This is a genomic window from Streptomyces sp. E11-3, assembly GCF_046540415.1.
GTDB lineage: Bacteria > Actinomycetota > Actinomycetes > Streptomycetales > Streptomycetaceae > Streptomyces.
This window is the reverse complement of record NZ_JAZGRL010000001.1, coordinates 3714182-3727381: the sequence shown is the minus strand read 5'-3', so window position 1 is coordinate 3727381 and position 13200 is coordinate 3714182. Positions and strand designations below refer to the sequence as shown.

Below are 13200 nucleotides of genomic sequence, written 5' to 3'. Positions count from 1 at the left end.
TGGGGGGTGCCCTAGGGTGGGTGGGTGACGACCCCGCAAGCCGATGAACCCGCCTCGGACGAGCCGCGTGCCGACGCCCCTGAGGGGGCCAGCGAGGCTGCGGCCCCGCGGCCCGAGGAGCGGCTGGAACGGGCCGTACGGGCCGCCGAGCAGGCGCTGATCGAGTACGAGATCGCGATGGAGACGTTCCGGGTCGAAGTGGACAACTTCTCCCGGCTGCACCATCAGAAGCTCGGTCCCATGTACGCGCGTCTTGAGGAGCTGGACGCCCAGATCGCGGAGGCGCGGGCGGCCAGGACCGGGGACGCGGAGGATCTGCGGGTCGCGCAGGAGCTGCGGGCCCGGGTGCTGCCGATGCCGGATGTCGCCGAGCTCTTCCAGGACTGGATGGACTCGGACGGTCTCTCGCCCGAGGCCACGGCGATGCTGAACGAGATGCCGGTGCGCGCTCCGCAGCGGGTGCGGCCGAGCGACGAGGCGCGTCGGCTCTTCCGTGAACTGGTCCGCAAGGCTCACCCGGACCTGGCGCAGGACGACCGGGAGCGGGAGCGGCGGGACGCGTTCATCGTGCGGGTCAACGCCGCCTACTCGCTGGGCGACGAGGCGCAGCTGCGCGAGCTGTCCGAGGAGTGGGCCGCGGGGCCGGTGCCCGAGGAGCAGCGCCCGAGCAAGGCCGAGGAGCTCTACGCCCGGCTCGAATGGCTGGCCAAGCGCAAGGAACTGATCACGCTGGTCGCGCGGGAGCTGGAGGAGGGCGCGATCGGGTCGATGCTGCGGATGGCGCCCGACGACCCGGATCGGCTCCTGGAGGAGATCGCCGAGCAGCTGCTCGCGCAGGTCGCCGAGCGCGAGCGGGAGCTCGCGGAACTCGTCGCCTAGGCGGTACCTGGCGTCGGACAGCGGTCCGGTAGCGTCGGAGTATGGCTTTTGGATCTGGTGTGCCCACGGTCGGCGTCGACGTTCTGTCGGACGGTGACTTCCTGCTGGATGTCCGCGAGGACGACGAGTGGCAGGCGGGTCACGCCGCGGGGGCGTTGCACCTTCCGATGAGCGAATTCGTGGCCCGGTACGGAGAGCTGACCGAGGCGGCGCCGGATGCCGGCAAGGTCTATGTGCTGTGCCGCGTGGGGGGCCGTTCGGCGCAGGTCGCGCAGTACCTTCTGCAGCAGGGCGTGGACGCGGTGAACGTCGACGGCGGGATGCAGGCCTGGGAGGCGTCCGGCCGCCCTGTGGTGGACGACAAGGGTCAGCCAGGCGCCGTGGTCTGATCTGAGCGGACGCGTCCGGCTGTTCGCGGGCGGCGCGGCCTCAGCTGAGGGAGTGGGCGGCGAGTAGGTCGCCGAGTGCCTCCTCGTGGGCTGGGGCCGGGCCGAGTGAGAGCTCGAGTTGCTTGGCCCAGGCGTGGTAGCGGTGCAGCGGGTAGTCGACGTCGGAGCCGAAGCCGCCGTGCAGATGCTGGGCGGTCTGGACGACGCGGCGTACCCCTTCCGAGGCCCAGATCTTGGCCACGGCGATGTCCCCGGTCGCGGGCAGCGCGCCACTCGCGCCGGTGGAGATCCGCCAGGCCGCCTGCCAGAGGGTGACTTCCATCGCGCGCAGGTCGATATAGCGGTCGGCGGCCTGCACGGCCACCGCCTGGAAGGTGGCGATCGGGAAGCCGAACTGCTCCCGCTTGCCGGTGTACTCGCTGGTCATGGCGAGCACGGCCTCACCAAGCCCGAGCGCGAGCGCACAGGTGCCGGTGGTGAGCAGTTGGTGCAGCCGCTCCCATGCGCCGTCGGTGTCGATCAGCTCGCTCGACGGGATGCGTACGGCGTCGAGGTGGAGCTCGCCGAGGCGCTCCCCGCTGGTGGAGACCTGCTCCGCGATCCGGAGCCCGTCCTGGCCACGGGGGACCAGGGCGAGCACGGTACGGCCGTCGGGGGTGTGCGCGGGGACGACCACCAGATCGGCGTTCTGCGCCCAGGGCACGCCTGTCTGGACGCCGTCCAGCACCCAGGATGTGCCGTCGGAGCCGTCGGAGCCGTCGGAGCCGTCAGGGCTGTCAGCACCGGTCGCGCCGTCAGGGCTGGCCGCGCTGGCCGCGGCAGCCGTGGTGTCCTGGCGTGCGGTGACGGCCCGTTCGGCCGCGTCATGCCCGGTGCGGCCGTTCGCGGCGACGGTGAGGACGAGCTCGCCCCGGGCGGCCCCTGGCAGGACGCGCCGCTTCAACTCCTCGCTGCCGAAGGTCTGTACGGCATACGCGGCCGCGCTGCTCTCCAGGAGCGGAACGCGGGCCAGCACCCGCGCGGACTCCCGCAGCACCAGAGACAGCGCGACGGCGTCGAGCCCCGCCCCGTCGTACTCCGGTGCCAGCAGCAGGCTCAGCAGGTCCGCCTCGGCGAGCCGCCCCCACAGCGCGCGGTCGAAGTCCTCGGCCACGGCTCCCGGGGTGAGCGCGGGGCTGGGGACCCCGTCCGGTGCGACCGGGGCGAAGACCGCCTTGGCCGCCTCGACGGCTGCCTGCTGTTCCTCGGTGAAGGTGAAGTCCACGCCTGCCCCTCCCGCTGTCTGACCGCTAGCTGACGGGTCGTCAAGATAGAACAGGTTCTACGGGAAGGGAATGGCGAAGGAGGAGGCGAAGGGGGAGGCGAAGGAGGAGGCGAAGGGGGAACGGTCAGCGGTCGAAGTTGAGCTCCACTCTCTCGGTGGTCGGGTGGGACTGGCAGGCCAGGACGTAACCGGCGTCGGTCTCCTCGGGCTCCAGCGCGAAGTTCCGGTCCATCCGCACCTCGCCGTCGACCAGGAAGGCCCGGCAGGTCCCGCACACTCCGCCCTTGCAGGCATAGGGGGCGTCGGAGCGGTTGCGCAGGACCGTCTCCAGCAGGGACTCGCCGTCCCGCACGGGCCAGCTGCCGGAGCGGCCGTCCAGTGTGGCGGTCACCGTGCTGTGCGCCGGGGCCGTAGCCGCAGTGGTGGGCGCCTGGGCGGCGGCACCGTCATCCACATGGAAGATCTCCTCGTGGATGAGGGCACGCCGCACCCCGAGCGCGCGCAGCGCCCGCTCGGCTCCCTGCACCAGACCGAAGGGTCCGCACAGGAACCAGCCGGAGATCTCCGCGACCGGCAGCAGCGCGGGCAGCAGTGCCGTCAGCCGCCCCTCGTCGAGCCGCCCGGACGGCAGACCGGCCTGCTGCTCCTCGCGGGAGAGCACCGTCACCAGCTGGAGCCGGTCGGGGTAGCGGTCCTTGAGGTCGGCGACCTCCTCCAGGAACATCGTCGACGCGGTGGTGCGGTCGCTGCGTATCAGACAGAAACTCGCGCCGGGTTCCCGTGCCAGCAGGGTCGAGACGATCGACAGCACCGGTGTGATGCCGCTGCCGCCGACCACCGCGGCGTAGTGGCCCGGACGAGGCTGAAGGGTGAACCGTCCGGCCGGGGTCATCACCTCGAGCTCGTCGCCGACAGCGATCTCCTTGTGGGCGTACGTCGAGAACTCACCGCCCTCCACCAGCCGTACCCCCACCCGCAGCGTGCTCGGCCCTTCGGGGGCGAGCACCGGGGAACACACCGAGTACGTACGCCGGATCTCGGCGCCGTCGACCATGCGGCGTACGGCGAGGTGCTGGCCCGGTGCGTAGCGGTACTCCTCGCGCAGGTCCGCGGGGACCTCGAGGATCAGGGCGACGGAGTCGTCCGTGAGCCGGTCGAGGGCCGTGACCCGGAGCGGGTGGAAGCGGGCCGGGGTGCCGGCCATCACAACTCCTTGAAGTGGTCGAAGGGTTCACGGCAGCTGACGCAGCGCCGCAGTGCCTTGCAGGCGGTCGATGAGAAGCGGCTCAGCAGCTCGGTGTCGGTCGAGCCGCAGTGCGGGCAACGCACCGACAGCGTCAGGGGTATCGGCCCCTGGGCGGGATGCGGGCGGGGTGGTGCGATGCCGGACTCGGCGAGCTTGCGGCGGCCGGCGGGCGAGATGTCGTCCGTCGACCAGGGCGGCGAAAGCACCGTGCGGACGGTGACGTCGGCGATGCCGTCCTCGTGCAGCACCCGCTCGATGTCCGCGGACATGGTCTCGACGGCGGGGCAGCCGGTGTAGGTGGGGGTCAGCTCGACCTCCACGCGGCCGGGACCGAGCACCCGGACACCGCGCAGCACGCCCAGCTCCTGCAAGGACACCACCGGCAGCTCGGGGTCGGGCACCGCGCCGGCCAGCGCTCTCAGCCGCTCCTCCAGGGGCGTCGGCGCGAGCGGGGCCGCGGGTGAGGCTGAGGTCACCATGTCGCCCCCAGGTGGCTGCGGTGCAGATGCTGCATCTCGGCGAGCATCCGCCCGAAGGGCTCGGTGTGCAGCCCCTGGCGGCCCGCTCCGGCCGACCAGGCTCCGCTCTGCGGGCCTTCCGGCATGGTCAGGGTCGCCCGTCCGATGATCCCGGTCACCGACGCACGCCACCCCTCCTCCAGGGCCTGCCAGTCGATGCCCTCCAGGCCGTCGACGGGCCGGAACATTTCGCCGGTGAACCGCCACAGCGCGTCCAGGGCGCGCTGCATCCTGGTGTGGCTCTCGTCCGTGCCGTCGCCGAGGCGCAGGGTCCACTGCTCGGCGTGGTCCTGGTGGTACGTCACTTCCTTGACGGCCTTGGCCGCCAGAGGAGCGAAGGGCCCCGGTGAGCTCGCCAACTGCTCGTACAGCAGCCGCTGATAGGTGGAGAAGTACAGCTGGCGGGCGATGGTCTGCGCGAAGTCGCCGTTCGGCTGCTCGACCAGTTGGAGGTTGCGGAAGGCGCGCTCCTCGCGCAGATAGGCCAGTTCGTCCTCGTCCCCGACGAGGGACAACAGCACGCGTGCCTGGCCCAGCAGGTCCAGGGCGATGTTGGCCAGGGCGACGTCTTCCTCCAGGGCCGGGGCGTGCCCGGCCCACTCGCCCAGCCGCTGGGCGAGCACCAGCGCGTCGTCGCCGAGGGAGAGCGCGGCGGGGGTGGCCGCCGTAGGTGCCTGGGTCACAGGTGCTTCACCCCTTCCGGGATCTCGTAGAAGGTCGGGTGGCGGTACGGCTTGTCGGCGGAGGGCTCGAAGAACGGGTCCTTCTCGTCCGGTGAGGAGGCGGTGATCGAGGTGGACGGCACCACCCAGATGGAGACGCCTTCGCTGCGCCGGGTGTAGAGGTCGCGGGCATTGCGCAGGGCCAGCTCCGCGTCCGGTGCGTGCAGGCTTCCGGCGTGGGTGTGCGAGAGCCCGCGGCGCGAGCGTACGAACACCTCCCACAGGGGCCAGTCGGTGGAGCTGCTCATGCCGTCGCCTCTTCCTTCCGGGTGTGCTTCGCGGCGTACGCGACCGCCGCGTCCCGTACCCAGGCGCCCTCGTCGTGGGCCTGCCTGCGCTGGGTGATCCGCTGTTCGTTGCACGGGCCGTTGCCCTTGAGGACCGCCCAGAACTCGGTCCAGTCGATCGGGCCGAAGTCGTAGTGGCCCCGCTGTTCGTTCCACACCAGGTCGGGGTCGGGCAGCGTGAGCCCGAGCGACTCGGCCTGGGGGACGCAGATGTCCACGAAGCGCTGGCGCAGTTCGTCGTTCGAGTGGCGCTTGATCTTCCAGGTCATGGACTGCTCGGAGTGCGAGGACTCGTCGTCCGGCGGGCCGAACATCATCAGGGACGGCCACCACCAGCGGTTCACCGCGTCCTGGGCCATCTCGTGCTGGGCCGGTGTGCCGTGGCTCAGGGCGAGCAGCGCTTCGTACCCCTGGCGCTGGTGGAAGGACTCCTCCTTGCAGATCCGCACCATCGCCCGGGCGTAGGGGCCGTAGGAGCAGCGGCACAGCGGGACCTGGTTGGTGATCGCGGCGCCGTCCACCAGCCAGCCGATGGTGCCGACGTCCGCCCAGGTCAGCGTCGGGTAGTTGAAGATGGACGAGTACTTCTGGCGGCCGGTGTGGAGCTTGTCGAGCAGCTCGTCCCTGCTGGTGCCGAGGGTTTCGGCGGCGCTGTAGAGATACAGCCCGTGTCCCGCCTCGTCCTGGACCTTGGCCATCAGGATCGCCTTGCGGCGCAGCGAGGGCGCGCGGGTGATCCAGTTCGCCTCGGGCTGCATGCCGATGATCTCGGAGTGGGCGTGCTGCGCTATCTGTCGTACGAGCGTCGCGCGATAGGCGTCCGGCATCCAGTCGCGCGGTTCGATGCGCTCATCGGCAGCCACCGCGGCGTCGAACGCCGCCGCATGGCCCGCAGTCACCGTCGACATGCAGCCCCCTCGGTTCGAGATCGTGGCCGAGCGACCAGCCTACCGACCGATCGTTCGGTTCGTTGATTTCAATGGTGGGTCCAGCGGCCTTAAGCTGTCAACCCTGTGGATAACCTCACGGACGCTGTGCGAGAAGGCCGCGCCTGAGTACCGTTCCGGTGCGAAAGAGCAGGCGGAACGGGAACGGGGCGGGGCGCAATGGACTCGTACGACAAGGACGCGGGCGGCCGCGCCGGTGTCGCCGCGCTCTCTCCGCCGTACCAGGTGGTGGCCGCCCTGGCGCTGGCGCTGGTGGCGGTGTTCGCCTGCGCGCACCTCGCGATGGTCTTCCTGCATGTCGCGCCCGCGAACACCGTCACCAAGCAGCACGGCGAGGCGGTCGACAGCTGGGTCTACCCCGAGTTCGAGCAGAACTGGAAGCTCTTCGCCCCCAACCCGCTGCAGCAGAACATCGCGGTACAGGCCCGCGCCCAGATCCGTACCACCGACGGCGCCACCCGGCAGACCGGCTGGTACGAGCTCTCCGCCCAGGACGCCGAGGCGATAGACGGCAATCTGCTGCCCAGCCACACCCAGCAGAACGCACTGCGCCGCGCCTGGGACTTCTACACGGGCTCACACGACAACGAGAACCGTCCCAATGGGCTGCGCGGCGAGCTCTCCGAGCGCTACATCCGCCGCATCGTGCTGTTGCGCCTGGCGGACGAAGAGCTCGACGGCACCGTCCGGCGCGTGCAGCTGCGCGCCATGACCACCCGGGTGCAGCCGCCGTCCTGGAGCGACGAGAAGCTCGACAAGAAGCCCGTCTACCGTGAGCTTCCCTGGTGGCCGGTCACCTCCCGCGACCTGGAGGTACGCGCCCAGTGAGCCACTTCGACCGAGCGAGCGCCCGCGCCGCGCGCGGCCTCAGCCAAGTCACCGGCGCCGCGCTCGGGCCGTACCAGAGCGCCGTGGTCCGCATCGGGTTCGCCGCCACCTGGCTGTTCTTCCTGCTGCGCGAGATCCCGCACCGCCATGAGCTCTACGGGCCCGACGGGCCGTGGAGCTGGGACATGGCCGAGCTGCTGATCGCGAACAACCACGCCTTCACCGCGCTGATGTGGTCCGACAGCCACGGCTGGTTCGAGACCGTCTATGTCCTGGCGATCGTCTCCAGCGCGCTGCTGCTGCTCGGCTGGCGCACCCGGACCATGTCCGTGCTGTTCATGATCGGCGTGCTCTCGCTGCAGAACCGCAGTGTGTTCATGGGCGACGGCGGCGACAACGTGATCCACCTGATGGCCATCTACCTGGTCCTCACGCGCTGCGGACAGGTCTGGTCGCTGGATGCCCGCCGCGCGGCCCGCCGTGCGGCGCGCGAGGCGGAACAGGAGGCGGGACAGGAGGCGCCGGTACCTCCGGTACGCGACCGGGTGGGCCCCGCTCTGTGGTCCGTGCTCGGGGTGGTCCTCCTCGCGGTGACCGTCACCGACCGGCTGGGCGGGAAGCTCTGGCTGGCCCTGCTCTTCTGGGGCCTGTGGATCGCTCAGGGCCTGTGGTGGGCGGTCTGCCGTTACCGGCCGTACGGCCAGGGGCGCATCCTGCTCGACGTCATCGCCAACCTCGTCCACAATGCCGCACTGTTCGTGATCATGGCCGAGGCCTGTCTGATCTACGCGACGGCCGGCTGGTACAAGGTCCAGGGCAGCCGCTGGCAGGACGGCACCGCGGTGTACTACCCGCTGCACCTCGACTACTTCTCCCCCTGGCCGGCCCTCTCCGAGCTGCTCGTGGCCAACGGCACGCTGCTGCTCCTGGTCACCTACGGCACGGTGATCACCCAGGTCGCCTTCCCCTTCACGCTCTTCAACCGCCGGGTCAAGAACGTGCTCCTTGTGGCGATGATGACGGAGCACGCGGTGATCGCCATCGTCCTCGGGCTGCCCTTCTTCTCGCTCGCGATGATCGCCGCCGACGCCGTCTTCCTGCCGACCTCCTTCCTGAAGAAGGTCGGCGCACGCGTCTCCCGCGTACGCGGGCGACTGCTCGCCCGTACGCGGTTGCCACGGCAGCGCGGCGAGGACGAGCAGCATGAGCCGGAAGAGGCCGAGCACGCGCACGTAGGGTTCACGCCATGACGGCGGGCAAGACGGGCAGGGCGGACGAGACGGAGCGGGCGGCGGCGACGGCGGACGCGGTGGAGCAGGCGGGGACGGCGGACGCGGCGGAGCAGGTGGCGTCGGCGGACGAGGCGGTACGGCGCTGGGGCGAGCTCAGCGCGGCCTCCGTCCTGCTCGACGGCTTCCACGCCGTGAAGCACGCCCTGCGCTTCGACGCCCGCATCCCGCTGATCGTCACCAGCGACAAGGCGGCCGCCCTGGACCTGGCCGCCGAGCTCGCCCCGGATGTCGCCGCGCAGCTGGCCGCGCGCGCCGTCGAGATCCCCCGCGACACCCTGCGCGACCTGGTCCCGCGGGTGCACCCGACCGGGGTCGCCGCCCTGGCGGTACGCCCCGAACGCGCCGCCAACCTCGCCGCGTTGGCCCGTACGCCACGACAGGCGCCCATCGTCGTCCTCGACAACCCGCGCAACCTCGGCAACGCGGGCGCCGTGATCCGCCTGGCGGCGGGCTTCGGGGCCACCGGAGTCATCACCACCGGCACGCTGGACCCCTGGCACCCCAATGTCGTACGAGGAGCGGCCGGGCTGCACTTCGCGACGGCCGTGGAGGGGCTGACCGTGGACGAGCTGCCGGCCGGGCCGGTGTACGCCCTGGACCCGGAGGGCGCGGACATCCGCTCCCGCACCCTGCCCGACGACGCGCTGCTCGCCTTCGGTTCGGAGCGCAGCGGGATCTCTACGGAGCTGCGCGCGCGTGCCGATGAGCTGGTCTCGCTGCCGATGCGGCCGCAGGTGTCCAGCTACAACCTGGCGACGAGCGTGGGGATGGCCCTCTTCCACTGGTCGGCCGGGTCGCGCCTCTAAGAGCCTGTTCCCGAGAGCTCTGTTCCTGCCGGAGGCGCGACCCGTGACCCGGTCTCACGCCTCCCGGCGCACCTCCACCACCCGGAACCGGTTGGCCACGAACGCGCCGTCGCACAGCGCCGCGTTCGCCGCGGGGTTGCCGCCCGAGCCGTGGAAGTCCGAGAAGGCCGCGGTCTGGTTGACGTACACCCCTCCGGTCAGGTTCAGGGAGAGCTGGGCGCACTCCTCGAAGCAGACCTCCTCCACCGCGCGCTCGGTCTCCTCGGAGGTCGTGTACGCGCCGACCGTCATCGCGCCCTTGTCGCGCACCGTGCGCCGCAGCAGCTCCACCGCGTCCGCGGCCGAGTCCACGGCCACCGCGAACGACACCGGGCCGAAGCACTCGTTCAGATAGGCCGCTTCGGCGTCGGTCGACTCCCAGAACTTGCGCGCCCCGTCGAGCTTGACGATCACCGGGGTACGGACCACGGCGTCCGGGAACTCCGGGTTGCCGACCTCGCGCGAGGGCAGCGCGACCTCACCGAATCCAGGGGCCGCGTCGAGGCGGGTGCGCACATCGGGGTTGACCAGGGCGCCGAGCAGGGCGTTCGCCCGTGCGTCGTCGCCAAGGAGTCCGGAGACCGCGCCCGCGAGGTCGGAGACCACCTCGTCGTACGACTTGGCTCCGGCGTCGGTGGTGATGCCGTCGCGGGGGATCAGCAGGTTCTGCGGGGTGGTGCACATCTGGCCGCTGTAGAGGGAGAGCGAGAAGGCGAGGTTGGCCAGCATGCCCTGGTAGTCGTCGGTGGAGTCGATGACGACCGTGTTGACGCCCGCCTTCTCCGTGTAGACCTGCGCCTGGCGGGCGTTGGTCTCCAGCCAGTCGCCGAAGGCGGTGGACCCCGTGTAGTCGATGATCTTGATCTCGGGGCGTACGGCCAGGGTCTTGGCGATGCCCTCGCCGGGCTGCTCGGCGGCGAGCGCCACCAGGTTCGGGTCGAAGCCCGCTTCGGCGAGCACCTCGCGGGCGACCTGGACGGTCAGCGCCAGCGGCAGCACGGCGCGCGGGTGCGGCTTGACCAGGACCGGGTTTCCGGTGGCCAGGGAGGCGAAGAGGCCCGGGTAGCCGTTCCACGTCGGGAAGGTGTTGCAGCCGATCAGGAGGGCGATGCCGCGCGGGACCGGGGTGAACCGCTTGTTGAGGTTGAGCGGGTCGCGCTTGCCCTGGGGCTTGCTCCAGTCCGCCGCGTCCGGGGTGCGGGCCTGCTCGACGTAGGCGTACGCCACCGCTTCCAGGCCGCGGTCCTGGGCGTGCGGGCCACCGGCCTGGAAGGCCATCATGAAGGCCTGGCCGCTGGTGTGCATGACCGCGTGCGCGAACTCGTGGGTGCGCGCGCTGATCCGCGCGAGGATCTCCAGACAGGTCGCCGCACGCAGCTCCGCGCCCGCATCGCGCCAGGACGGGATTGCCGCGCGCATGGCGGGCAGCAGGGCGTCGATGTCCGGGTGCGGGTACTGGACGCCCAACTCGATGCCGTACGGCGAGACTTCGCCGCCCGTCCAGCCGTCCGTGCCGGGCTGGTCCAGGTCCAGGCGGTTGCCGAGCAGCGCGTCGAAGGCCGCCTTGCCGTCCGCCGCGCTCAGGCTGCCGTGCTCGCCGTACGCCTTCGGATGCTCGGGGTGCGGGGACCAGTACGCGCGGGTGCGGATGGTTTCGAGCGCCTGGTCGAGAGTGGGCCGGTGCTTCTCGATCAGTTGCTGCGCGGTGAGTTCGACGGCCATGGAGGACCAACTCCTTGTAGGGCTGACTCTTCTTCGAGTCGGCGAGCTGGGCAGGAACAGGCGGACACGGCTAGAGTAACCGAACGATCGGTCGGGACAAGGGGGCCGGGCGAACCTGTGGATAACTCGTGCGGAAGGATCGCGAGCATGACAGCCATCGATCGCAGCAGCCCCGTCTCCGTGGTGGGCACCGGCACCATGGGCCAGGGCATCGCCCAGGTCGCACTCGTCGCCGGTCATCCCGTGCGGCTGTACGACACCGTGCCCGGCCGTGCGAAGACGGCGGCCGACGCGATCACCGCGCGCCTGGACCGGCTCGTCGAGAAGGGCAGGCTCAGCGCCACCGACCGCGACGCCGCGACGGCCCGCCTCGGCGCGGCCGAGAGCCTCGCCGAGCTCGCCGGGTCCGGACTCGTCATCGAGGCGATCCTGGAGCAACTGGACGTCAAGCAGCGGCTCTTCAGCGAGCTTGAGGGCATCGTGTCCGATGACTGCCTGCTGGCCACCAACACCTCCTCGCTGTCCGTCACGGCGATCGGCGGCGCCCTCAGGGTGCCCGGCCGCTTCGTCGGGCTGCACTTCTTCAACCCCGCGCCGCTGCTCCCGCTGGTCGAGGTCATCAGCGGCTTCGCCACGGACGAATCCGCCGCCACGCGCGCGCAGGCGACCGCGAAGGCCTGGGGCAAGACCCCGGTGCGCTGCGCCGACACGCCGGGGTTCATCGTCAACCGCATCGCCCGCCCCTTCTACGCCGAGGCGCTGCGGGTGTACGAGGAGCGGGCCGCGGATCCCGCCACCATCGACGCCGTACTGCGCGAGTGCGGCGGCTTCCGGATGGGCCCGTTCGAACTGACCGACCTGATCGGCCAGGACGTCAACGAGGCCGTCACCCGCTCGGTGTGGGAGTCCTTCTTCCAGGACCCGAAGTTCACGCCGTCGCTGGCGCAGCGGCGGCTGGTGGAGTCCGGACGGCTGGGGCGGAAGTCGGGGCGGGGCTGGTACGCGTACGCCGACGGCGCCGAGCGTCCGGAACCGTCCACCGAGCCCGCCTGCGACGCCCCGGACACGGTGGCCATCCAGGGGGACCTCGGTCCCGCCGAGCCGCTGCGCGCGATGCTCACGGAGGCGGGGATCACGGTCCTGGACCACGAGTCCGACCAGCCGGACGACTTCATCGCCCTGCCGCACGGGGCCGCGCTGATCCTGACCGACGGGACGGTCGCCACCGGCCACCCGGTCGGCCAGTACATCCACTTCGACCTCGCCCTGGACTACCGGACCTGCACCCGGATCGCCCTCGCGCCCGGCGCGGACGTCGACCCACGGGACCTGCGGGCCGCTATCGGCCTCTTCCAGAGGCTGGGCAAACGGGTCAGCGTCATCGGCGACGTACCGGGCATGATCGTGGCGCGGACGGTCGCGATGCTCGTCGACTTCGCCGCTGACGCCGTCAGCCGGGGGGTGGCGAGCGCGGAGGACATCGACACGGCCATGAGGCTCGGCGTCAACTACCCCCGAGGGCCCTGGGAGTGGAGCGAGGAGCTCGGGCCCGACTGGGCCAGGAACCTCTTGCTGGCGATGGAGTTCATCCACCCCGGCGGCCGGTACGGCGCGTCCCTGGCGCTGCAGCGCCAGGCCAACCTCCACGAGAAGCGGTCCCGCCCATGACCACCCCCAAGCGCGACACCTACACCCCCGAGACGCTCCTCGCCGTCGCCGTACGGATCTTCAACGAGCGCGGATACGACGGCACCTCCATGGAGCACCTCTCCAAGGCCGCCGGGATCTCCAAGTCCTCGATCTACCACCATGTCGCGGGCAAGGAGGAGCTGCTGCGCCGCGCCGTCAGCCGCGCGCTGGACGGGCTCTTCGGGATTCTCGACGAGGAGCACGCGCGCGTGGGGCGTGCCGTGGAGCGTCTTGAGTACGTCACCCGGCGCATGGTCCAGGTGCTGACGGCCGAGCTCCCCTACGTCACGCTGCTGCTGCGGGTACGGGGCAACACCGCCACCGAGCAGTGGGCCATGGAGCGGCGCCGGGAGTTCGACCACCAGGTCGCCGAGTTGTTCAAGGCCGCGGTCGTGGACGGTGATCTGCGGGCGGATGTCGAGGTCAGGCTGGCGACCAGGCTGCTCTTCGGCATGATCAACTCGATCGCGGAGTGGTACCGCCCCGAGCACCAGGGCGCGGACAGCGAGGAAGTCGCCGACGCCGTCGTCCAGCTGGCCTTCGGCGGGCTGCGTACGGCTGCCTGAGCCGTA

Annotated in this window: 14 protein-coding genes; 7 read left to right on the top strand and 7 right to left on the bottom strand. The window is 71.1% G+C overall.

Going from position 1 to position 13200, the window contains the following annotated elements:
- Positions 1–24: 24 nt before the first annotated feature.
- Positions 25–879: a hypothetical protein gene (locus tag U9R90_RS17090; RefSeq protein WP_411057311.1), complete on the top strand. Its 855-nt coding sequence runs from the start codon at positions 25–27 to the stop codon at positions 877–879.
- A gap of 41 nt (positions 880–920) precedes the next feature.
- Positions 921–1268 carry a rhodanese-like domain-containing protein gene (locus U9R90_RS17085; protein WP_411057310.1) on the top strand — a complete coding sequence of 116 codons (348 nt, stop codon included), beginning with the start codon at positions 921–923 and terminating at the stop codon, positions 1266–1268.
- 40 nt (positions 1269–1308) lie between these two features.
- Here the strand turns inward: U9R90_RS17085 and U9R90_RS17080 are convergent, their stop codons facing one another.
- The 6 genes from U9R90_RS17080 to paaA form a co-directional block, all read right to left on the bottom strand.
- The gene (locus U9R90_RS17080; RefSeq protein ID WP_411057309.1) at positions 1309–2532 is read right to left on the bottom strand and encodes an acyl-CoA dehydrogenase family protein; all 1224 of its coding nucleotides are present in this window, start codon (positions 2530–2532) and stop codon (positions 1309–1311) included.
- Between the two features lie 124 nt (positions 2533–2656).
- Entirely contained in the window at positions 2657–3736 is a 1080-nt protein-coding gene (paaE, locus tag U9R90_RS17075) for a 1,2-phenylacetyl-CoA epoxidase subunit PaaE (protein ID WP_411057308.1), read from the bottom strand.
- Positions 3736–4257: a 1,2-phenylacetyl-CoA epoxidase subunit PaaD gene (gene paaD / locus U9R90_RS17070; RefSeq protein ID WP_411057307.1), complete on the bottom strand. Its 522-nt coding sequence runs from the start codon at positions 4255–4257 to the stop codon at positions 3736–3738. The genes paaE and paaD overlap by 1 nt, the downstream gene beginning before the upstream one ends.
- Positions 4251–4979: a 1,2-phenylacetyl-CoA epoxidase subunit PaaC gene (paaC, locus tag U9R90_RS17065; protein ID WP_411057306.1), complete on the bottom strand. Its 729-nt coding sequence runs from the start codon at positions 4977–4979 to the stop codon at positions 4251–4253. The genes paaD and paaC overlap by 7 nt, the downstream gene beginning before the upstream one ends.
- Positions 4976–5266 carry a 1,2-phenylacetyl-CoA epoxidase subunit PaaB gene (gene paaB, locus U9R90_RS17060; RefSeq protein WP_411057305.1) on the bottom strand — a complete coding sequence of 97 codons (291 nt, stop codon included), beginning with the start codon at positions 5264–5266 and terminating at the stop codon, positions 4976–4978. The genes paaC and paaB overlap by 4 nt, the downstream gene beginning before the upstream one ends.
- On the bottom strand, positions 5263–6213 hold the full coding sequence (gene paaA, locus U9R90_RS17055; RefSeq protein WP_411057304.1) for a 1,2-phenylacetyl-CoA epoxidase subunit PaaA: 951 nt from the start codon (positions 6211–6213) through the stop codon (positions 5263–5265). The genes paaB and paaA overlap by 4 nt, the downstream gene beginning before the upstream one ends.
- A gap of 198 nt (positions 6214–6411) precedes the next feature.
- Here paaA and U9R90_RS17050 point away from each other — a divergent pair, with 198 nt between their 5' ends.
- From U9R90_RS17050 to U9R90_RS17040, 3 genes are read left to right on the top strand one after another with little or no spacing between them, the layout of a single operon-like run.
- A complete protein-coding gene (locus tag U9R90_RS17050) occupies positions 6412–7080 on the top strand; it encodes a DUF5819 family protein (RefSeq protein WP_411057303.1) in 669 nt (222 codons plus the stop codon).
- Positions 7077–8330, top strand: coding sequence for an HTTM domain-containing protein (locus U9R90_RS17045; RefSeq protein WP_411057302.1), 1254 nt, complete (start codon positions 7077–7079; stop codon positions 8328–8330). The genes U9R90_RS17050 and U9R90_RS17045 overlap by 4 nt, the downstream gene beginning before the upstream one ends.
- Entirely contained in the window at positions 8327–9178 is an 852-nt protein-coding gene (locus U9R90_RS17040; RefSeq protein ID WP_411057301.1) for a TrmH family RNA methyltransferase, read from the top strand. The genes U9R90_RS17045 and U9R90_RS17040 overlap by 4 nt, the downstream gene beginning before the upstream one ends.
- Positions 9179–9232: 54 nt before the next feature.
- Here the strand turns inward: U9R90_RS17040 and paaN are convergent, their stop codons facing one another.
- Complete coding sequence (gene paaN, locus U9R90_RS17035) at positions 9233–10939, bottom strand: phenylacetic acid degradation protein PaaN (protein ID WP_411057300.1); 1707 nt, start codon at positions 10937–10939, stop codon at positions 9233–9235.
- Between the two features lie 147 nt (positions 10940–11086).
- On the opposite strand from paaN, the gene U9R90_RS17030 reads away from it, so the two are divergent.
- Positions 11087–12607 (top strand): 3-hydroxyacyl-CoA dehydrogenase, encoded by a 1521-nt coding sequence (locus U9R90_RS17030; RefSeq protein ID WP_411057299.1) that lies wholly within the window; start codon positions 11087–11089, stop codon positions 12605–12607.
- Positions 12604–13194: a TetR/AcrR family transcriptional regulator gene (locus U9R90_RS17025; protein ID WP_411057298.1), complete on the top strand. Its 591-nt coding sequence runs from the start codon at positions 12604–12606 to the stop codon at positions 13192–13194. The genes U9R90_RS17030 and U9R90_RS17025 overlap by 4 nt, the downstream gene beginning before the upstream one ends.
- Positions 13195–13200 lie beyond the last annotated feature (6 nt).

Coding starts and splice junctions, on each gene's coding strand:
- U9R90_RS17085 (WP_411057310.1), top strand. CDS start 921: ATGGCTTTTGGATCTGGTGTGCCCACGGTCGGCGTCGACGTTCTGTCG.
- paaE (WP_411057308.1), bottom strand. CDS start 3,736: ATGGCCGGCACCCCGGCCCGCTTCCACCCGCTCCGGGTCACGGCCCTC.
- paaD (WP_411057307.1), bottom strand. CDS start 4,257: ATGGTGACCTCAGCCTCACCCGCGGCCCCGCTCGCGCCGACGCCCCTG.
- paaB (WP_411057305.1), bottom strand. CDS start 5,266: ATGAGCAGCTCCACCGACTGGCCCCTGTGGGAGGTGTTCGTACGCTCG.
- paaA (WP_411057304.1), bottom strand. CDS start 6,213: ATGTCGACGGTGACTGCGGGCCATGCGGCGGCGTTCGACGCCGCGGTG.
- U9R90_RS17050 (WP_411057303.1), top strand. CDS start 6,412: ATGGACTCGTACGACAAGGACGCGGGCGGCCGCGCCGGTGTCGCCGCG.
- U9R90_RS17040 (WP_411057301.1), top strand. CDS start 8,327: ATGACGGCGGGCAAGACGGGCAGGGCGGACGAGACGGAGCGGGCGGCG.
- paaN (WP_411057300.1), bottom strand. CDS start 10,939: ATGGCCGTCGAACTCACCGCGCAGCAACTGATCGAGAAGCACCGGCCC.
- U9R90_RS17030 (WP_411057299.1), top strand. CDS start 11,087: ATGACAGCCATCGATCGCAGCAGCCCCGTCTCCGTGGTGGGCACCGGC.
- U9R90_RS17025 (WP_411057298.1), top strand. CDS start 12,604: ATGACCACCCCCAAGCGCGACACCTACACCCCCGAGACGCTCCTCGCC.